This window comes from Nonomuraea sp. NPDC049714 (assembly GCF_044465295.1).
Classification (GTDB): domain Bacteria; phylum Actinomycetota; class Actinomycetes; order Streptosporangiales; family Streptosporangiaceae; genus Nonomuraea.
The window spans coordinates 108,915-128,581 of the sequence record NZ_JBITLM010000015.1 but is presented as its reverse complement, the minus strand read 5'-3'; the positions used below and the strand labels follow the sequence as shown (position 1 = coordinate 128,581).

Here is a 19,667-nt window from a genome sequence, read left to right as displayed (position 1 = left end):
AAGAAAAATCCCGACAAAAGCTGACGAATGATGCCAACACGGGCGGCTTTTTATCGTGATGTGTCAGCGGGGCTTGCCCGGCCATGTCAGCATCGACGGATGAACGGGTCATATGGGGCTGCCGTAAACAGCTGGGGCCACTGGGCTCCCCCGCCGCCCGGCGCCGCCTGACCGCCCCGTCCCCCCTGGTCGATCCCCTCAGAAGGAAACTCCCCTTGCGTATCCTGCTTCTCTGCTCCTCGTTCAACGGCCTGACCCAGCGCGCCTGGCTGGAGCTACGCCGGGCCGGCCACGACGTCAGCGTGGAGCTGGCGCTGTCGGAGCAGGTGATGCTCGAAGCGGCCGAGCTGGCCAAGCCGGACCTGGTGATCTGCCCGTTCCTGAAGGAGAAGGTGCCCGCGCGGCTGTGGCAGACGCAGCGCACGATCATCATCCATCCGGGGCCTCCCGGCGACCGCGGCCCCTCATCGCTGGACTGGGCCATCGCCGACGCCGAACCCCAGTGGGGGGTGACCGCGCTGCAGGCGGTGGAGGAGATGGACGCCGGCCCCATCTGGGGCTACCGGATGTTCCCGATGCCGGCCGAACCGCCTCGCAAGTCCGCGCTGTACAACGGGCCGGTGGCGGACGCCGCGGTGGAACTCGTGCTCGAGGTGGCGGCCAAGGCCGCGGACCCGGCGTTCCTGCCCACCCCGCTGGACCCCCGCCGCCCCGAGGTGGTGGGACGGCTGCGCCCGGCGATGCGCCACGCCGACCGCGACGTGTCGTGGGCCGCGCCGACCGAGACGGTGCTGCGGCGGGTGCGGGCGGCCGACGGCGCGCCCGGCGGCCGGGCCACCCTGTGCGGGCTCGCGGTACGCGTGTTCGACGTCTACCGGGGGCCGGTCATGCCCGGCGAGCCGGGCACGATCGCGGGGCGGCGCGAGGGCGCGGTGCTGGTGCGTACCGGCGACGGCACGGTGTGGGTCGGCCATCTGCGGCCGGACGAGCCCGGCGCGGTCAAGCTGCCGGCCGCGGCCGTCCTCGGTGACCGGATCGCCGGTGCCGAGGAGGTCGCCGGCTACAGCGAGATCACCTACGACCGCAGTGACGGCGTCGGGGTGGTGAGCTTCGACTTCTACAACGGCGCCATGTCGACCGACCAGTGCCGGCGGCTCGCGGCGGCGCTGCGGTACGCGACCGCGCAGGACACGCGGGTGCTGGTGGTGCGTGGCGGCGAGACGTTTTCCAACGGGATCCACCTGAACGTGATCCAGGCGGCCAAGCATCCGGAGCTGGAGGCGTGGATGAACATCAACGCCATCAACCAGGTCTGTCGCGAGGTGATCTGGTGCACCGGGCAGCTGGTCGTGACGTCGATGGGCGGGAACGCCGGCGCCGGCGGGGTGATGATGGGGTTGGGCGGCGACCGGGTGATCATGCGCGCCGGCGTTGTGCTGAATCCGCACTACCGGACGATGGGGCTGTTCGGCAGCGAGCTGTGGACGTACGCGCTGCCGCGCCGGGTGGGCGCGGAGCAGGCGGCGCGGCTGACGCAGGAGGCGTTGCCGATCGGCGCGCTGGAGGCCGGCGAGCTCGGGCTGGCCGACAAGGTGGTGGCGGGGACGCGGCCGGAGTTCGAGCGGACCGTCCTGGAGTACGCCGAGAAGCTGGCGGTGGATCCGAACTACGAGGGGCTGCTCACGGCCAAGCAGGCGGCGCGGGAGGCTGACGAGCGGCGTAAACCGCTGGACGCGTACCGGGTGGAGGAGCTGGCGGAGATGAGCCGGGACATGTTCGACGACCGGTGCGGTTTCCGGGCGGCGCGGGAAGGGTTCGTGCTGAAGCGGAAGGCCGAGGCCACGCCGGAGCATCTGGCGGTTCATCGGGAGTTGTCCGGCGCGTCGGCCGCGCCGAACGCGAGACCATCTCATATGTGAGATAGGTTGTCGTCTTGTGGCAGACGACTATCTTGTGCGAATCGGCCGGCTCATCCGGGACGCGCGCCAGCATCGTGGTTGGACGCAGCTCCAGCTGGCCGACGCGCTGGCGACGAGCCAGAGCGCCGTCAACCGGATCGAGCGCGGCAACCAGAACATCAGTCTTGAGATAATCGCCCGCATCGGCGAGGCGCTCGACAGCGAGATCGTCTCCCTGGGCTACGCGGGCCCCATGCACCTGCGGGTGGTGGGCGGCCGCCGCCTGTCAGGCAGCATCGACGTCAAGACGTCGAAGAACGCCTGCGTGGCCCTGCTGTGCGCGTCACTGCTGAACTCCGGGCGGACGATCCTGCGCAAGGTCGCCCGCATCGAAGAGGTCTACCGGATCCTGGAAGTGCTCGCCTCCATCGGAGTGCGGGCACGCTGGATCAACGAAGGCAGCGACCTGGAGATCGTGCCCACCGCCCGCCTCGACCTGGAGGCGATGGACACCGAGGCGGCCCGCCGCACCCGCAGCGTCATCATGTTCCTCGGGCCGCTCATGCACCGCACCGAGCAGTTCCGCATCCCGTACGCGGGCGGCTGCGACCTCGGCACCCGCACCGTCCAGCCGCACATGTCGGCCTTGAAGCACTTCGGCCTCGACATCACCGCCACCGGCGGCTTCTACCACGCGCGCGTGGACCCCGAGGTGTCCCCCAGACGGCCGATCGTGCTCACCGAACGCGGCGACACCGTGACCGAGAACGCCCTGCTCGCGGCCGCACGCCACGACGGCGTCACCGTGATCCGCAACGCCTCCTCCAACTACATGGTCCAGGACCTCTGCTTCTTCCTGGAACAGCTGGGCGTGCGCGTGGACGGCATCGGCACCACCACCCTCACCGTGCACGGCGTGCCCTCCATCGAGCGCGACGTCGACTACTCCCCCTCCGAGGACCCGGTGGAGGCGATGAGCCTGCTGGCCGCCGCCGTGGTCACCTCTTCGGAGCTGACCATCTGCCGGGTGCCGGTCGAGTTCCTGGAGATCGAGCTGGCCGTCCTGGAGGAGATGGGCCTCGACCACGACCGGGGCGCCGAGTACCCGGCCGCCAACGGCCGCACCCGCCTGGTCGACCTCACCGTCCGGCCGTCGAAGCTCGTCTCCCCCATCGACAAGATCCACCCCATGCCGTTCCCCGGCCTCAACATCGACAACGTGCCCTTCTTCGCGGCCATCGCCGCCGCGGCGCAGGGCTCCACGCTCATCCACGACTGGGTGTACGACAACAGGGCCATCTACCTCACCGAACTCACCCGGCTCGGCGCCTCGGTGAAGCTCCTGGACCCGCACCGGGTGCTGGTCGAGGGCCCCACCCGGTGGCGGTCTGCGGAGATGATGTGCCCGCCCGCGCTGCGGCCCGCGGTCGTGGTGCTGCTCGCCATGATGGCCGCCGAAGGCACCTCGGTGCTCCGGAACGTGTACGTGATCAACCGGGGTTACGAGGACCTGGCCGAGCGGCTGAACGCGCTCGGGGCGCGGATCGAGACCTTCCGCGACATCTGAACATTCTGTCGGTGCGGGCCGCTACCGTCTCCTGATGGATCTTCCATGCCTGAATGGATCGTCCACGACAGTGAGGGGGGACGGTGCGGCCTGCGGAGCTCGACCGGCTGACGGTGGTGGAGGCGGCTGATCGCTATGTGGAGCTGGTCCGGGCCAAGACCCTGACCGGGGCGCTGTCCCCCGCCACCGCCGAGGTGTACGCACGAGACGTGGCGACCCTCGTCGCCCTGGCCGGCGAACGGACCGTGCTGGACGACCTGACCGGCGAGGACGTCGACGCGATCCTGCTCACGTTCGCCCGCAAGCCCGACGGCCGCCGCACCACCGACCCCGGCGCCCGGCAGTCCGCCTCGTCCCAGGCGCGCTTCCGCCGATCGATCTCCGCCCTGTTCAAACACGCCACCCTCGCCGGATGGGTGCAGATCAACCCGATGGCGCTGGCCACCGTGACCGCCAAGGAACGAGGCGGGCTGCGCCCCGAACGACGGGCGCTCACCCGCGAGCAGGCCCAGGGGCTCGTCGGCGCGGCCCGCACCCTGGGAGAGGAGCCACGGCGCCCGGGCCGGCGGCGTGATCAGCGGACCGAGCTGCGCGACGCGCTCGTCGTGCTGCTGCTGACGGCGCTGGGCCCACGCGTGTCCGAGCTCGTCCGGGCCAACGTCGAAGACTTCTACACCAACGACGGCGTCCGCTACTGGCGGATCTTCGGCAAGGGCGGCCGCACCCGCGACGTGCCCCTCCCCCATGACGTGGCGGCGGTCCTGGAGGCCTATCTGCAGCGGGGCAGGCCCGCGACGCAGGACAAGGCGCTGCTGCTGTCCTGGCGGGGACGCAGGCTGGCGCGCGGCGACGTGCAGGCGGTCATCGACCGCGTGCTGCGGGAGGTCGATCCGGCACAGCGCCGGTCGGTGACCCCCCACGGTCTCCGGCACACCACCGCGACCCACCTGCTGGCCGACGCCGTCGACATGGACGCGGTCCGGCGGGTCCTCGGGCACAGCGACCTGTCCACGCTGGGCCGCTACCGCGACGAACTACCAGGGGAGCTGGAGGTGGCGATGCGGGCGCATCCGCTGCTGCGCGACCCGAAACCGGCCGACTGAGCCCGGGCGTCAGGTCGGGACCGCGGGGGCGGCCCCCGCGGCGAGCCGGTCGAGGGGCACGTCCAGCACGCCGGCCAGCGCGGCGATGGTGAAGAAGGCCGGCGTCGCGATCCGGCCTGTCTCGATCTTGCGGAGGGTCTCGGCGGACATGCCGGCGGCGGCGGCGACCTCGACGATGCTGCGCTCACCTCGGGCCTGACGCAGCAGCCGGCCGAGTTCTTCGCCGCGGAGGCGTTCCTGCGGGGTCAGCGGGGGTCGCACCATGAACCCGAGTCTATATCCCCAATAGAAATACCGTTATAGTTATCGCCTGCGGTCGGAGTCACCACCATCAGCGTGGCCGGCCGCCCGCACCGGCTGACGCAGCACCACCCGCGGAGCCGGATCATCCAACGGCGTCACATACACCTCATGGTGCGGCCCGTTCCGCACCAACCCCCGCTCCGCCATGAACGCGTCCATGACCCGCAACGACCGATGCTCCTCACTGAACGGGCCGACGTGCAGCAACTCCACGCACTCCCCCTCCGCCTGCGACGCCACCCGCACCCGATCGACCGCCGCACCCGACGGCCGCGCCCTCTCCCTGGCCCGCTCCAGCAGACCCGGCTCCGGCACACCCGCCAGCGGCAGCAACAGATGCCACCGCCACAACTCCCTCGGCACCTCCAACGCCGGCCGCTCGTCCTCCACCCACCACAACCCCTCCAACGGCCCCGCCGCACCCCCCATCCCGGCCGCCACCGCATACAGAGCCCGGATCGCGGCCAGATGCTCCGCCCCGCCCGGCTCCCCCATCCCCGACACGTTCACGCACGTCACCTGGCCGTACGTCACCAGCTCAGGACTCACCACTCCTCCTCCAGACACACCATCACCTCGGTCACCAGCTCATCGGCCGGCGTCACCGCCGGATCCGACACGTACACCTCCCGGATCGGCCCCCCGACCCGCAACCGCCGCTCCGCACACCACGCCAGCACCGCATGCACCGTCAACCCGATCTGGTCGTACGGCCCCACATGCGTGGCAATCGCGAACCGGCCCCCTGGCAACACCCCCTCCCGAACCCCGCCCGGCAACGCCACCCCGGCCGCCAGCACACAGGCGACCTCGACCTCCACCACCTCTCCCAAATCCATCGGAAACAGCCCCACCAGCCGGATCCCAGCCCCCTCCACCGGCTCCCCCTCCGCCGGGCCCCTCTCCGCCGGCCCACCGGACGCCCACGACGGAAGCCCCCGCACAGCCGCCACCACCCGCGCGACCGCGGCCGACGTCGCCCGCCCGATCTCCCGCGGCCCGGCCGCCACCTCACGCACCACCGCCACCCGCCGAGCCGGCTCACTCACCACCCGCACGACCGCCGACGGCAACCCCTGCGCCATCACCCGCTCAAGCGACGCCAACGTACGACTCCGCCGGGCAAGCTCCTCCTCCAGCGAATCCCGTACCTCGTCCAGAGCCCCCAACGCGCCCGACAGCACCTCACCGATCACCGCCAGCGGCACATCCAGCGAACGCAGCAATCCGATCGACAGCGCCGCCCGCGCCTGCGACGCCCGGTAATAGCGGTAACCCGAATCAGGATCCACATACGCCGGCTCCAGCAACCCCAGCTCGCCGTAATGCCGCAACTGCTTCACACTCAACCGGGCCAGCCGGGCGAACTGCCCGATCGGCAGCAGATCATCTCCCACGCCCACCAGCATGCTCCCTCCCCCCACGGGAGAGTCCAGCGAGTTGCACCTGACGTAACGTGAGGCCGCATCCTGGGAAGCATGAGTCTGTCTGTCGGCCAGGTATCCGGCCTCGCCGGAATCACCGTGCGCACCCTGCACCACTACGACGAAATCGGCCTGCTCACCCCCGGCGAGCGCACCAGCGCCGGATACCGCCGCTACACCGACGACGATCTCATCCGGCTGCAGCAGATCCTCCTCTACCGCGAACTCGGATTCCCCCTCGACGAGATCGCCGTCATCCTCGACAACCCCGAAGTGGACGAACTCACCCAGCTACGCCGCCAGCACGAGCTCCTCACCCGCAAGTCCGAGCGCCTCCGCGACGTCATCGCCGCCGTCGAACGAGCGATGCAGGCACGCTCGCTCGGCATCGCCCTCACCCCGCAGGAACGCCTGGAACTCTTCGGCGACTTCCACCCCGAGGACCACGAAGCCGAGGTCGAACGCCGCTGGGGCGGCACCGAGGCCTACGCGCAGAGCCGCCGCCGCGTCGCCTCCTACACCAAGGCCGACTGGCAGGAACTCAAGGCCGAGGCCGCCGCCATCACCGAGGACCTCGTCGCGGCCTTCAAGGTGGGCCTGCCGCCCGACGGCGAACAGGCGATGGACCTGGCCGAACGGCACCGGCTGCACATCAGCCGCTGGTTCTACACCTGCGACCACGAGGTCCACCGATGCCTGGGCGAGCTGTACGTGTCCGACCCGCGCTTCACCGCCACCCACGACGCCCACGCACCCGGCCTGGCTCGGTACCTGCGTTCGGCCATCGCTGCCAATGCTTGTCTGCGTGGTAGGTGAGTTGCACACACCCACGACCTTTACAATGTAGATTCATAGGGATAATCGGGTGGCATGCCGCGCCGGACGGTCGCTAGCGTCGCGGGCATGATGCCCCTGCGGTGGCGTACGGGCCGCGTACGTCGACATGAAGCAGATCGGCGCGCTGCGCCCCGCCCTGAGCCGTCACCTGCTGAAGGCGCGCAATCTCGCGGCCGTCTGGGCCGGGTACAGCGCGGCGGGCGCCCAGTGTCTGATCGTCTCCGGCGAGGCCGACACCACCGGCGCCATCCGCGACTACGCCGCCCTGCTGCCCGGCGCCACCGTGACGGTCTTCCGCCTGCACGCCCGGCCCGGCACGCTGGCCGGACGTATCGCGCTGCGCGGCCGGGGAGGCGGGCCGGCGATACCGGGGGACGAGCTGCGCGGGCTCGGCCCCGCCGCCCTACGGCGCGTCAGCCGACAGGCCGCCCGCGCGGCCGAAGCCCTCGACCATGCCGGTGCGGGCGACCTGCGGATCGACACCGATGACCGGTCACCGCACGAGGTGGCCGCCCGCATCCGCGCCCTCTGGAGCCCCTGGAGCACCTCAGAGGAACTCCCGCAGTGAACGCGGTTCGCGTCCCAGGATGTCGGCCACGGTCGTGGTCGTGCTCGCCCAGCGCCCATCCCCGATCTGCGCCATGAGTTCGGCCAGGTCGCGGGCCGCTTGGCCGGGCATGCCGCGCTTCTCCAGGTGAACGGCGGCTTCCTCGGGCGACAGGTCCAGGTAACGCACGGTCCGGCCGAGCGCGCGGGTGAGCTCAGCGGCGACCTCGTCATGCGTGGGCGCCGACGGCCCCGTGAGCTCGTACGTGGCGTCGGCCCCGACGGGACGCGTGAGCAGCGCGGCCGCGACCGCCGCGATGTCACGCGCGTCGATGTAGCCGACGCCGCCCCTGCCGTACGAGCCGAAGATCCGCCCCTCCTCGTCGACATCGCTCGCGAGATTCTGCATGAAGCCGACGGGCGCCAGGATCGACCACGGCACTCCCGAGGCCTTGAGATGCTCGTCGACCTGCCCGTGCATGCCGAAGCCGAGCAGGCTGCTCGACGTCACGCCGCGCACGGAGACGCTCACCACCTGCGCCGCACCCGCGCCTGCCGCGTGATCGATGACCGCCTGGTGCGCTCGCACGAACCCCGGCCACAGCGCGCTGTTGAGAAAGAGCCTGTCACCGGGCTCGATCGGGATGCTCTCCGGCCGTTCCAGGTCGCCGACCACGTAGTCGCATCCCAGCTCCTCGCCCTGTTCCGCGCGCCGTACGACGGCTCGGGCCGCACCGCCGAGCTCCTCGATCAGCGCACGCCCGATCGTGCCTGTCGCACCGGTCACCACAATCATCGCAACCCCCATCAACCGGAATGTCAGTTTCCGGTTCTATACTAGGCGGAATCCTGTCGTCCACTTCAAGGGGGTTCGATGCGCGCCGATGCCCGCCGCAACCGGGACAGGATCTTGGAGGCGGCACGCGACGTGGTGGCCGAGCGCGGCTCGGACGCGCCGATGGAGCTGATCGCCCGCCGGGCCGGCGTCGGCGTCGGCACGCTCTACCGCCGCTTCCCCGACCGCGGGGTGCTGCTGGCCGCCCTGGCGGAGCATTACGTCCATGAGCTCATGGCCGCCCTCGACCGCGCGGAGGCGGCCGAGCCGGACGCGTGGGCGGCCGTTCGCGCGTTCGTCGTCTACAGCGTCGAGAAGGGCCGCGGCGCCGTCGCGGCCGCGCTGGCCGGCACCTCCGCGCCGCAGGCGAGACAGGCGCTCGTACGGCGACTCGACGAGCTGGTACGGCAGGCGCAGGCGGACGGCGCGATGCGGTCGGACGTCGGCACCGGCGACCTCATGGAACTGCTCAACGTGTTCGCCTGCCGCCCGGGCGTCATCCCGGAGCACTTCCTGTCTTTCATGCTCGACGGCCTCGACGGCGACGGTGACCAGGCGTTCCCGGCGAGCATCAAGGCGGCCTGGGGCCTGGGTGACCGTCCACGTAAAGGGCCGAAGCGCGGACTGACCCTGGAGCGCATCGTCTCCGCTGCCGTGGAGGTCGCCGACGAGGACGGCCTGGACGCGGTCTCGATGAGCCGTGTGGGCAACCGGCTGGGCAGCTCGACCATGGCGCTCTACCGCTACGTCGCCACCAAGGACGAGCTGCTCACGCTGATGCTGGACGCCGCCGTCGGGCCGCCTCCGCCGCTGCCCGAAGGCCTCGGCTGGCGGCGCGGCCTGGAGTCGTGGGCCACCTCGATGCGCGCGGCGATCCTGGCCCATCCCTGGACGGTCCACCTGCTGACGCCCAAGGGACCGCCCGCCACACCCCACCAGCTCGCCTGGCTCGACCAGTTCCTGCTGATCCTCCAGGACACCGGCCTGCCCGCGAGAGCCAAGCTCGCCACCCAGCTGCTGATCAGCGGGCATGTGTGGAGCCACGTGCGCATCACCGCGGCGATCACGCTCGACACCGAGCCCGAAACCCTGCGGCGCTGGAGCGGGTACGAGCCGTTCCTGCGGCGGGTGACCGGCGCGGGCCGTCTGCCCGGGCTACGTGCCGCGCTCGACGAGGGCGCCTTCGGCGACGACCCGGGAGCTCCTGACGATCACTTCGTCTTCGGCCTGGAACGCGCGCTGGACGGCGTCGAGGCGCACATCCGCTCTCTCAGCCGGCCCAGCCAGCAGGCGTGAAGGGGGGACTGCAGCCTCCTGACAACGTATGGCATACGCAGAATCGTGTATGTTGTACGCAGAAAGGGGGCGCAATGGAAGCACGCATGTTCGCCGAGACCGACCGCGCCCAGCTGCGCGAGCTGTTCGTCCGCGCCGGCGAGGGCGCGCCCACCGCCTCACTCTGGGGACACGAGGAGTCCGAGGCGGCCATCTATCTCGACCCCTACATGGACCTGGAGCCGGGCTCACTGTTCGTCGCCCCGGCCGACGGCGCCCTGGTCGGCTACCTGGCGGGCTGCCTCGACGGCGCGGCCTTCCCCAGCGAGGCCGAGCGCATGGAGAACGCCATCAGGAAGTACCGCCTCTTCCTCCGGCGCGGACCCGCGACCTTCTTCGCACGCAGCCTCGCCGACCTGACGGTCTCCAAGATCCGGGGCAGGCCCTCCGCAGGCGACTTCACCGACGCACGATGGCCGTCGCACCTGCACATCAACGTCGCCCCCGAGGCGCGCGGAACCGGCGCCGCCGACGCCCTGATGGCGGTGTGGCTCGACCGCCTGAAGGCGGCCGGCTCCCCCGGCTGCCACCTCCAGACGGTGGCCGAGAACACCCGGGCGGTGCGCTTCTTCGAGCGCGCCGGATTCGCCGCGCACGGCCCGACGCCGCTGATACCCGGCCTCCGACACGAGGGCAGGCGGGTTCACCAGCAGACGATGGTCAAGAACCTGCGCTGAGGGGCGACGGCCTACACCCCGGGGCGCAGGCACGGCAGGCGGGGTGCCGACAGCCTGGCGGCGGGTTAGAGTCATGGATCGTTTCCGTCTTCGGAGGTTCACGATGGCCGACGTACTGCTGTTCCATCACGCCCTCGGCCTCACCCCGGGCGTGGCCGCCTTCGCCGAGGCACTACGCGGCCATGGGCACAGCGTGCACACTCCTGACCTGTACGACGGCCGTACTTTCGACACCCTCGACGCGGGTTTGGCGTACTCCGACGAGATCGGCGTCGACGAGATCCTCGACCGCGGCGCGAGAGCAGCGGCGGACATTCCGGCGGAACCGGTCTACATCGGGTTCTCCCTCGGCGTGCTCCCCGCGCAGAAACTCGCCCAGACCCGGCCGGGCGCACGCGGCGCCGTGCTCGTCCACGCCTGCGTGCCAAGCTCCTTCTTCGGGCCATGGCCGGCAGCGGTCCCGGTCCGCATCCACGCCATGGAAGCGGACCGCGTGTTCACCGACGAGGGTGACGCGGACGCCGCCCGCGCGCTCGTCGACCAGGTTCCCGACGCCGAGCTGCACCTCTACCCCGGCGATGAGCACCTGTTCGCCGACAGCTCGCTGCCCTCCTACGACGCCAAGGCCACCGCCCTGCTCCTGGACCACACGCTGACCTTCCTCCGCACCCCCTGACAGGAAGCAAGGACCGGTGCGGCACCACCAGTGACCGGCCACCGTAGGCCCCGCCGCCCGCCGCTCGTGACAGCCGCGCACGCGTACGGTCCCACCAGCTGCGTTGCCGACTGGACGCTTGCTGTTGTCTTCATTTGTTGAACTTGATTTATCTCTAAGAGATCGGCTTTACACTGTAGATCAAAACTACTGGAGCCTGACAGCTGGCGGACTTCCTGGTCGCCGAGGAAGTGGTCGACGACATCAGCCACGAGGGGCTGCGGATCCTACTCCGCGAGGAAGGCGTCTCCTTTGTTCGCCGCACTCGACCTGGCCCGGGACAAGCTCTACGGCCACATCAAGCCGGTCAGAAAGCGGACCCAGTTCGAAGCGGACCCAGTTCCTGGAGTTCTGCCGCTACCTGCGCAGCCTCTACCCGCCCCAGACCCGTATCGGGATCGTCGGCGACAACTTCTCCCCGCACCTGGCCACGCCCAGGTGCCAGTGCGTCGGCACCTGGGCGGCCGCTGACAACGTCGAGATCGCCTACGTGGTGCGCTTCTCGTTCTCGACGAACTCCTTCTGGCTCAACCGGATCGAAGCCCAGTTCACCGCTCTTCGCTACTTCACCCTCGACGGCACCGACCACGCCGAACAGGGCAGCATGATCCGCCGCCACATCCTCTGGCGAAACCGCCACGCTCAGGACGAGCGCCTACGCGGAGTCGTCGCCAGAGCGAACGTCACCTGACCGGCAACTACTCGGCTTCGCCACGGTGCAGGTAAGAGCGGATGTCGTCGAGCCCGTCGAGGGCTCGTCCGTCGACATCCGCAGGGTCCAGCTCAGACCGGGTCGCCAGAGCTTCGGCCAGCGCTACCGCTCGCTCACTGAGTTGCCCGAACCTACGGGCCGCGTGGCCCAGGCACAGGCCGGCCAGCCCGAGCAACTGGCTCCCGCTCTCCGCCCTCATTCCCACCTCGATGCAGCAGTGCTCGATGAACGCGCGATCGTCGTCGTACAGCGCGATGCCGACCAGAGCCACGGCCGCCGAAGGTTCGTGCGTGGTGTCACCGAGCCCGCGTTCCACCGCCTCGGTGACGATGTCGTGGGGCAGCGCAGGCGGGTTCTCGAACATTCGGTGGGACTGCGTCACGTGGAGAGGGTACGCGGTGCACACGGCGATGCATCGCGGAGTCTCACCCGCGGCGATGGAAACCAACGGGGCGAATATCTTCTGATGCGGCACTAGCTCGTGGGCGGCGGTTCGCAGGTGGTGGCGGGTGGGGGTAGGCGGAGGTAGGTGAGGTAGCGGTTGGCGTGGGAGATGGTGCACTGGTTGCCGGAGAGGTAGAGGCCATGACCATGGCCGTTGTAGCGGACGGTGGACGAGCCGGGCACGTCCCTGACGATGTTGGCCGCGTCGGCGTGCTCGATCCACGTGCCGGCGCCGAGAAGCGGCGGGAGCCGGTCAGCGGGTAGCGGGGCGGCGGGGTTGGTGATGGGGGACGGCCAGCCGACGCAGGCGAGCGGATGCCAGAGCTGGTTTCCGGCGAAGTTGGGGGAGATCCGCTCGCCGAGCCTTCTCATCCGCTGGAACTCCTCGTAGCTGTCGAAGGCGAGTCCGTCCGTGCAGTGGGTCACGTTCATGCCTCTGAACGAGGGCACCTTGAGGCTCTGCGTGACCGGCCTGACGATGTCGGCGAAGCCGGAGGCGTCTCCTTGCACGGCCTGGTCGATGGCCCGGGCGAACCGCTGCCAGTTGGGGAAGTCAGGCGCGGGGCCGGGGCTGGTCACGTCCGCCGAGGCGGCGACCTTGAGGTCGAACCCGCTATAGGCGGCCCGCTCCCCCTTCACCGGCACGGGTGAGCGGTCGGCGGCGGCGGTGAGGGAGCGCCACACCGCACCGGGATCGCGCCCGTGCAGCGCGCATTCGGCGGCCGACTCGCACCACGCGACGAACCGGGCGAACTGCGCCTCGATCGACCCGGATCTCAGCCGGGCTCGCGTGGCATGGTCGGCGAGGTGGTCAACAGAGCCGTCGATGTACATCGCACGGACGCGATCGGGAAACAGCCGGGCATAGGTGGTGGCCACCACGCCACCGTAGGAGGTGGCGACGAAGCTCAGCTCGTCCTCGCCGAGGGCCACCCGAATCGCCTCGATGTCCCTGGCGACCGAGCCCGAGTCGAGATTGTCGAAGTATTCGGGGTCGCTTTTGCGGCATTGCTCGGCGGACGCCCTGTTTCGTGCGGCCAGCCGGTCGTATGCGGCGCGGCTGCCGGGCACGGTGATCCAGGGGCCGGTGGACAGGCACTCGAACGGGATGACACCGAGATCGGTGGTGTTGCGCGGGGCGTCGCTGACCACGTCGAACCGCTGGCGGAGCTTGCCGAAGCTGCCGCCCTTCTCCTTCAGATCCTCGATGCCCGAGCCGCCCGGTCCGCCGGGAATGGCGAACACTGTGCCGATCCTGCGGTGGGTTCCCGTGGCCGGCAGCCGGGCGACCTGGAGGGAGACCTTCCGTCCGGACGGTTTCGACCAGTCGACGGGCACCTCGACCGAGGCGCACTCCAGATCTCCGCCACACGACTTCCACGACAGCGTGGACGCCGCCGCGCCTGACGGAACCAGCAGCACCGAGGCCAGCAGTGCGGCCAGCAGCCCTCCCACGACCAACGGCCAGGCCCCGCGGCCTCGCACGGCGATCGCCACCGCTCCCCCGGTGAGCGCCACCACCGGGTAGGCGAGCAACACGGCGCAGGCCGCGAGCGGGGAGAGGAGGCCTGGGGCGGCTCCGGCGACGATCTGGTCCGGCAGGTTCTCCACCATGAAGGAGCCGATCCGCGACCGCCACGGTGACGGCAGCGTCTGCGCCACCACCGGCAGGACGAACAGCATCATGATCAGCGCGACGAGGGAGCCCGCGGTGGACCGGATGACCGCACCCAGGCCGAGCCCGACCAGGGCGACCAGGGGCATGGCCGCACCGGCGACGAGCAGCCCGGGCAGCACGCCCGGATCGGACAGCGACGTGCCGAGGGTCTGCCCGTCGAGCAGGACCTGCGCGGCGCGATCTCCCAGCACGGCCTGCGCGGCGACGTGCATGGCGAACACGAGCACCTGCCCCGCGACCAGAGTGACGACCACCAGCGCCGGGATCTTGGCGAACAGGAAGCGCTGCCGCCTCGGCACCACCACCAGGCTCGTGTGGATATGACCAGTGGTGTATTCGGAAGTGATGGACAGGGCGCCCAGCGCGGCCATCGCGAAGTAGGCGACCGGCAGGCCCATGCCCAACCCCGCGCCCACGCTCTCGAAGCTCAGCAGGTCATCGCCCGTCTGATTGTCGAAGCCCCTGGTGACCATGAACATCACCCCGGCGCAGAGCACCACGGACAGCACCGAGAACGCCAGAAGGTAGAGATTGGATCTCAGCGAACGCAGCTTCAGCCACTCGGAGGCGATCACATCGGTCATCAGGCGGCCCTCCCCGCGCCGAACTCGACGCTTTCCCCGGTCAACTGCATGAACGCCTCCTCGAGAGAGGCACTGCGCGGCGTCAGCTCACGCAGCGCGATCCCGCCCACGAGGGCCAACTCGCCGATCCGTGCGGGGGTGAGACCGCTCACCGACAGCCCGCCCTCCTCCTCGACCACGCTCGCGCCATCCGCCCGCAGCACTCCGGCCAGCGTCCGCTGATCGGCCGCGCGGACCAGCACGCCTCGCGCAAAGCGCTCGACCAGCTCCGGCATGGTGGTGTCGGCGATCAGCCGGCCGCGCCCGATGACCACGACGTGGTCGGCGGTGAGCGCCATCTCACTCATCAGATGGCTGGAGACCAGCACGGTGCGCCCCTCCCCCGCCAGCAGCCGCATCAGCTCGCGGATCCACCGGATGCCCTCGGGATCCAGCCCGTTGACCGGCTCGTCGAACATCAGCACGCCGGGGTCGCCGAGCAGCGCCGCGGCGATGCCGAGCCGCTGGCGCATGCCCAGCGAGAACCCGGCGATCCGCCGGCCGGCGACCTCGGCCAGCCCCACCTGCTCCAGCACCTCGCCGACCCGGCCGCGGCCGATGCCGTTACTACGGGCCAGACACCACAGGTGCGCTGCGGCGGTCCGGCCGCCGTGCACCGCGGCCGCGTCGAGCAAAGCGCCCACCTGGCGCATCGGCTCCTTCAATGAAAGGTAAGGTCGGCCGTTCACGAGGGCGATCCCCCGGTCGGGCGCCTCCAGGCCGAGGATCACGCGCATCGTGGTGGACTTGCCCGCACCGTTGGGGCCGAGGAAGCCGGTCACCAGGCCCGGTTTCACCGCGAAGGTCAGGTCGTCGACCGCCAATGCGTCGCCGTACCGCATCGTCAGGCCGGTCACTTCAATCACAGACATCCCCTCGTTTCGGTATCGGCCTCCAGTTTTGAGGTGCCGCCCCGCTTCCTCCATCGCCCTGCGCCCACCGCGAAGGTAGGATTTCTCCCTCGTCGTGGTGGGGCTGGCTCCCTCGCCCGCGCACCGCCGAACGGGCAGACTGCTGGTGTGCGCAGGATCCGTCTCATCGTCGAACCTCCCGCTGGGCTGCTGCTGAACGCCGCCACCGGCGCGGCGGCATGGATGCTGCTCGCCCTGCTGGGGGTGGCCGCGGCGTTGATCCCGGTCGGCGGGCCGGGGCGGCGCCCGCTGTCCCGTGTGCTCGTCGCGGTCCGCGCCTTGACCGGCGCCCATCGGGCGCGGGCGGCTCAGGTGCTCGGGCGCCGGATTCCGGAGCCGCACCGGCATGATCGCACCGCGCGCGAGGTCGCCTGGCTGGCCGTGCATGCCGTCGTCGGACCGGCCTGTCTGATCGCCGTCGGCGCGACGTTGTCCGCCGCACTCGCGATTCTCAGCCTCCGTACGGCGGAGAACAGCCTGTCGGTGACGCTCAACCTGTCGCTGGCCATCGTGGCCCTCACGGCGATCGGGTTGGCGGCCGTCCCGCTGCTGCACACGCTCCAGGCGCGCTTGGCCGAGCGGCTCCTGGGGCCCGCGTCCTCCCTGGCAGGACGGGTCAGAGAGCTGACCGAGTCAAGGGCGGCGGCGGTCGACGCGCAGGCGGCCGAGGTGCGCCGCATCGAGCGCGATCTGCATGACGGTGCGCAGGCCAGGCTCATCTCCATGCGGATGAACCTCGGGCTGGCCAAGAGTGCGAGCGACCCCGATCAGGTTCGCGAGCTGGTGCGGGAGGCGTGGGAGTCGGCCGGGCAAGCCCTCATCGACCTGCGCGACCTGGTGCGCGGCATCCACCCGCCGGTGCTCGCCGACCGCGGGCTCGCCGGCGCCATCCAGGCCGCCGCGCTGCTCTGCCCGGTGCCGGTACGGATCGACATCGACCTGCCCGCCCGTCCTGAGCCGCCCGTCGAGTCCGCCGTGTACTTCGCGGCCGCCGAAGCCCTCACCAACGTGGCCAAGCACAGCGCCGCCACCCGGGCATGGGTGCGCCTGCACCACTCCGAAGGCGTTTTACGATTGGCGGTGGGCGATGATGGACGCGGCGGCGCCCACCCGCCAGCCAGCACCACGACCGGCACCGAGCCCGGCACCGGCCTCGGCGGAATACGGCGGCGCCTGTCAGCCTTCGACGGGACGCTCATCGTGCGCAGTCCCCCAGGCGGCCCCACCGAACTCACCATGGAGCTCCCGTGCGCGTTGTCATCGCCGAAGATCTCGCACTCCTGAGAGACGGCCTCGTCCGCCTGCTGACGGCGCACGGTTTCGAGGTGGTCGAGGCTGTCGACAACGGGCCGATGCTGCTCGACGCGCTGATCCGGCACCGGCCCGACGTGGCCGTGATCGACGTCCGGCTGCCGCCGACCCTGACGGACGAGGGGCTGCGGATCGCCCTGGAGGCACGGAGAAGGCAGCCGGGGCTGCCCGTGCTGATCCTCTCGCAGTATGTCGAGCAGCTCTACGCCCGCGAGCTGCTGTCCGACCGGTCGGGCGCGGTCGGCTACCTGCTGAAGGACAGGATCGGCGACGTCGAGCAGTTCGTCGAGTCGGTGCGCCGGGTGGCTGAGGGCGGCACCGCGATGGACTCAGAGGTGATCTCCCAGCTCCTCACCCGCAGGGGCAGGGACGAGCCCCTCGGCGAGCTGACGCCGAAAGAGCGTGAGGTGCTCGCGATGATGGCCGAAGGGTTGTCCAATGCCGCGATCGCCACCCGCCTGTTCGTCACCGACAAGGCGATCAGCAAGCACACCAACAACATCTTCACCAAGCTGGGGCTGCCGCCCTCCGATGATCACAACCGCCGGGTGATGGCGGTCCTGGCCTACCTGGAGGCAGACCCGAGCCCCAGCCGATGACCCGAGCTTCAGGAGGGAGATAAGGGGTGACCCGGTTCAGCCTGCCCTTCGTGGGTCCCCGCTTCGGTGGGTCCCCGCTTTGGCGAGTTTCCCGCTTGGCGGGGTCGCGAGTACTGCGGGTGGAGGATAGGACGCTGGCCTGTCGGTCCCCATACCGGGATGGCCCCCGTAGCTGGGCGCCGCTCACAGCAACTGTGCGGCGAGCTGCTCCCATTGGCGCAGTGGCGGCTCGTCTGGTGTGGCCGTAAGCACGTGCAGGCTGACATGGTCCGCGCCGGCGTCGAGATGCTCCTCGACGCGCCGGGCGACGTCCTCAGGCCCGCCGATGGCCACCAGGGCATCGACCAGCCGGTCGTGGAGGGAGTCGGCATCGTCGAATCCCAGATCGCGCAGCAGGGTGAGCCGGTTGGGCAGGGCGGCGGCCGCGTGGGCGCGGGCCAGCTCGGCCGCGACACGGCGGGACGGGTCCAGGACGACGAGCTGGGTGACCGCCAGCATTGCGTGCGGCCCGAGCAGGCTTCTGGCGTGGCGGGTGTGTTCGATCGGCATGCCCAGCGGGTGGGCGCCCCAGGCGTGTTCGGCGGCGAGCTGGAGCATCTTCGGACCCAGCGCGGCCAGGACCCGGGGCGCTGTGGGGATCGCCGGGCCGAAGGGGGCGGTGCCCATCGCCTTCAGGACCTCCGGGCCGAAGGGGGCGTTGTCCATCGCGGTCAGGTAGGCACGCATGGTCGCCACCGGCGGGCCGAACCGATGGCCGCGCACGTCGGTGACCAGGGCGGGGTGGCTGACGCCGAGACCGAGCAGGAACCGCCCGGGGAATGCCTCGGCAAGGGTGCTCTGTGCGGCCGCGGCGGTGATCGCGTCGCGGGCGTAGATGCTCGCGGTACCGGTGGCGATGACCGTCTGCCGGGTGGCCGACAACAGCAGAGCGGCCTGGGCCATGGCTTCGCGGCCGGTCGTCTCGGGAAACCACAGGGCTGGGTAGCCGAGGTCCTCGATGGCGGCGACTGCTCGGCGTACGGCGGGGGCAGGATAGCGATCCATCTCGCCCGCCCAGATGCCGACCCGTCCGAGGTCGAACGCGCTCATCGGTCCTGCTGGGTGGTGCTCTGGGCGGTCAGGAAGCCGGCGATCTGGGCGGCTCCGGTCCGCTGCAGCCAGGTGCGCAGGTCCAGCAGGCCGGGGTGCAGCGAGCGGGTGAAGGCTATGTCGGCGCGATACCCGCGTTCGTTGAGCCAGGTGTAGGCGAAGGCGAAGACCTCGCCGAGTTGCGCGATCGCTTCGATCGGGATCTGGACGTAGGGCAGCGGCCGGCCGATGGCCTCGGAGATGGCCGCGGCGATCTGCACGGGGGTCAGTTCGTCCCCGGCCAGGTCGACCGCGCGCCCGATCCAGTCGCCCGGCTGGGCGAAGGCCAGCGCGGCGAAGACGCCGACGTCGTCGACGGCCATGATCTGCTGCGGCACGTCGGCGGCGAACGCGGTGGCGACGGTGCCGTCGTGCAGGTGGTAGCCGCCGGTGTAGTTCTCCATGAAGGAGACCGGGCGCAGGAACGTCGCGGGCAGGCCCAGCCGGGCGATGTGCTGTTCGATCCGCCACTTGTTGATCGTGTTCTGCGGGAGCTTCTCGGTGTCGTGGCGACCGGCGCCGGCGAGCGAGGCGTAGACCAGGTGCCGCACACCGGCGGCGTGCGCCGCGTCGGCGACGTTGCAGCCCCAGCGGACCTCGTCCTCGGCGGAAAAGCTCGCCGGGGTTCCCGGCGAGCCGACGGTGGGCTGCACGCTGAACAGGCCGTCAGCGTCTTCGGCTGCGGCGATGAGCGAGTCGACGTCGTCCATCTCGGCGCTGACGACTTCGGCGCCGGCCCGAGCCAGCTCCCGGGCCGCCGGGGCGTCCGGATCGCGCGTCACCGCTCGTACCCGCCGGCCGTCGGCGAGCAGATGCGCCGTCACGGCCCGGCCCTGCTGGCCGGTCGCCCCCACCACCACGATGGTCTTCACGATGTGTCTCCAGACGTAGGCATGCGGCGGCCACCCGTATAAATGGGGTGGCCCTCCGGTTCTGGATGAGTACGATATGGAGGGCCGCCCCACTTTGCAAGCCCGCCGGAGATCACATGCCACCAAACAGCCGTACGACCTCACCCACG

General features: G+C 70.5%; 20 protein-coding genes. 11 read left to right on the top strand and 9 right to left on the bottom strand.

Annotated elements, in window-relative coordinates; all coding sequences use genetic code 11:
* The first annotated feature begins 215 nt into the window (after nt 1–215).
* From ACIBQX_RS42205 to ACIBQX_RS42195, 3 genes are all read left to right on the top strand, one after another.
* A complete protein-coding gene (locus ACIBQX_RS42205; protein ID WP_397014864.1) occupies nt 216–1,919 on the top strand; it encodes an enoyl-CoA hydratase-related protein in 1,704 nt (567 codons plus the stop codon).
* A gap of 16 nt (nt 1,920–1,935) precedes the next feature.
* Nucleotides 1,936–3,465 carry a helix-turn-helix domain-containing protein gene (locus tag ACIBQX_RS42200; RefSeq protein ID WP_397014862.1) on the top strand — a complete coding sequence of 510 codons (1,530 nt, stop codon included), beginning with the start codon at nt 1,936–1,938 and terminating at the stop codon, nt 3,463–3,465.
* A gap of 83 nt (nt 3,466–3,548) precedes the next feature.
* Complete coding sequence (locus ACIBQX_RS42195; RefSeq protein ID WP_397014860.1) at nt 3,549–4,568, top strand: tyrosine-type recombinase/integrase; 1,020 nt, start codon at nt 3,549–3,551, stop codon at nt 4,566–4,568.
* Nucleotides 4,569–4,577: 9 nt separating this feature from the next.
* Here ACIBQX_RS42195 and ACIBQX_RS42190 read toward each other — a convergent pair whose 3' ends face one another.
* From ACIBQX_RS42190 to ACIBQX_RS42180, 3 genes are read right to left on the bottom strand one after another with little or no spacing between them, the layout of a single operon-like run.
* Nucleotides 4,578–4,832, bottom strand: a complete 255-nt coding sequence (locus tag ACIBQX_RS42190) for a helix-turn-helix domain-containing protein (protein WP_397014858.1) — start codon at nt 4,830–4,832, stop codon at nt 4,578–4,580.
* Between the two features lie 39 nt (nt 4,833–4,871).
* Nucleotides 4,872–5,420 (bottom strand): hypothetical protein, encoded by a 549-nt coding sequence (locus ACIBQX_RS42185; protein ID WP_397014856.1) that lies wholly within the window; start codon nt 5,418–5,420, stop codon nt 4,872–4,874.
* Nucleotides 5,417–6,280, bottom strand: a complete 864-nt coding sequence (locus tag ACIBQX_RS42180) for a MerR family transcriptional regulator (RefSeq protein ID WP_397014854.1) — start codon at nt 6,278–6,280, stop codon at nt 5,417–5,419. Before ACIBQX_RS42180 ends, ACIBQX_RS42185 begins: the two co-directional genes overlap by 4 nt.
* 69 nt (nt 6,281–6,349) lie before the next feature.
* Between ACIBQX_RS42180 and ACIBQX_RS42175 the strand changes: the two genes are divergently transcribed.
* Complete coding sequence (locus tag ACIBQX_RS42175; protein ID WP_397014852.1) at nt 6,350–7,111, top strand: MerR family transcriptional regulator; 762 nt, start codon at nt 6,350–6,352, stop codon at nt 7,109–7,111.
* A 127-nt stretch (nt 7,112–7,238) separates the two neighbouring features.
* Nucleotides 7,239–7,700: a hypothetical protein gene (locus ACIBQX_RS42170; protein WP_397014850.1), complete on the top strand. Its 462-nt coding sequence runs from the start codon at nt 7,239–7,241 to the stop codon at nt 7,698–7,700.
* Here ACIBQX_RS42170 and ACIBQX_RS42165 read toward each other — a convergent pair.
* A complete protein-coding gene (locus ACIBQX_RS42165; protein ID WP_397014848.1) occupies nt 7,680–8,474 on the bottom strand; it encodes an NAD(P)H-binding protein in 795 nt (264 codons plus the stop codon). The two genes, ACIBQX_RS42170 and ACIBQX_RS42165, sit on opposite strands and share 21 nt — an antisense overlap.
* Nucleotides 8,475–8,552: 78 nt before the next feature.
* Here ACIBQX_RS42165 and ACIBQX_RS42160 point away from each other — a divergent pair, with 78 nt between their 5' ends.
* From ACIBQX_RS42160 to ACIBQX_RS42145, 4 genes are all read left to right on the top strand, one after another.
* On the top strand, nt 8,553–9,809 hold the full coding sequence (locus ACIBQX_RS42160) for a TetR/AcrR family transcriptional regulator (protein WP_397014846.1): 1,257 nt from the start codon (nt 8,553–8,555) through the stop codon (nt 9,807–9,809).
* Between the two features lie 74 nt (nt 9,810–9,883).
* Nucleotides 9,884–10,525 (top strand): GNAT family N-acetyltransferase, encoded by a 642-nt coding sequence (locus ACIBQX_RS42155; RefSeq protein ID WP_397014844.1) that lies wholly within the window; start codon nt 9,884–9,886, stop codon nt 10,523–10,525.
* A 103-nt stretch (nt 10,526–10,628) separates the two neighbouring features.
* Nucleotides 10,629–11,201, top strand: coding sequence for a dienelactone hydrolase family protein (locus ACIBQX_RS42150; protein ID WP_397014842.1), 573 nt, complete (start codon nt 10,629–10,631; stop codon nt 11,199–11,201).
* Nucleotides 11,202–11,733: 532 nt separating this feature from the next.
* The gene (locus ACIBQX_RS42145; RefSeq protein WP_397014840.1) at nt 11,734–11,931 is read left to right on the top strand and encodes a hypothetical protein; all 198 of its coding nucleotides are present in this window, start codon (nt 11,734–11,736) and stop codon (nt 11,929–11,931) included.
* Between the two features lie 7 nt (nt 11,932–11,938).
* Here ACIBQX_RS42145 and ACIBQX_RS42140 read toward each other — a convergent pair whose 3' ends face one another.
* From ACIBQX_RS42140 to ACIBQX_RS42130, 3 genes are all read right to left on the bottom strand, one after another.
* Nucleotides 11,939–12,334 (bottom strand): hypothetical protein, encoded by a 396-nt coding sequence (locus ACIBQX_RS42140; RefSeq protein WP_397014838.1) that lies wholly within the window; start codon nt 12,332–12,334, stop codon nt 11,939–11,941.
* 92 nt (nt 12,335–12,426) lie between these two features.
* Nucleotides 12,427–14,658: an alpha/beta fold hydrolase gene (locus tag ACIBQX_RS42135; RefSeq protein WP_397014836.1), complete on the bottom strand. Its 2,232-nt coding sequence runs from the start codon at nt 14,656–14,658 to the stop codon at nt 12,427–12,429.
* A complete protein-coding gene (locus ACIBQX_RS42130; protein WP_397014834.1) occupies nt 14,658–15,563 on the bottom strand; it encodes an ABC transporter ATP-binding protein in 906 nt (301 codons plus the stop codon). The genes ACIBQX_RS42135 and ACIBQX_RS42130 overlap by 1 nt, the downstream gene beginning before the upstream one ends.
* A gap of 153 nt (nt 15,564–15,716) precedes the next feature.
* On the opposite strand from ACIBQX_RS42130, the gene ACIBQX_RS42125 reads away from it, so the two are divergent.
* Together ACIBQX_RS42125 and ACIBQX_RS42120 are read left to right on the top strand one after the other, a co-directional pair.
* Complete coding sequence (locus ACIBQX_RS42125) at nt 15,717–16,892, top strand: histidine kinase (protein ID WP_397014832.1); 1,176 nt, start codon at nt 15,717–15,719, stop codon at nt 16,890–16,892.
* Entirely contained in the window at nt 16,856–17,518 is a 663-nt protein-coding gene (locus tag ACIBQX_RS42120) for a response regulator (RefSeq protein WP_397014830.1), read from the top strand. Before ACIBQX_RS42125 ends, ACIBQX_RS42120 begins: the two co-directional genes overlap by 37 nt.
* A 183-nt stretch (nt 17,519–17,701) precedes the next feature.
* Here the strand turns inward: ACIBQX_RS42120 and ACIBQX_RS42115 are convergent, their stop codons facing one another.
* Nucleotides 17,702–18,607 carry a TIGR03620 family F420-dependent LLM class oxidoreductase gene (locus ACIBQX_RS42115; RefSeq protein ID WP_397014828.1) on the bottom strand — a complete coding sequence of 302 codons (906 nt, stop codon included), beginning with the start codon at nt 18,605–18,607 and terminating at the stop codon, nt 17,702–17,704.
* Nucleotides 18,604–19,518: an NmrA/HSCARG family protein gene (locus ACIBQX_RS42110; protein ID WP_397014826.1), complete on the bottom strand. Its 915-nt coding sequence runs from the start codon at nt 19,516–19,518 to the stop codon at nt 18,604–18,606. The genes ACIBQX_RS42115 and ACIBQX_RS42110 overlap by 4 nt, the downstream gene beginning before the upstream one ends.
* Nucleotides 19,519–19,667: the final 149 nt, after the last annotated feature.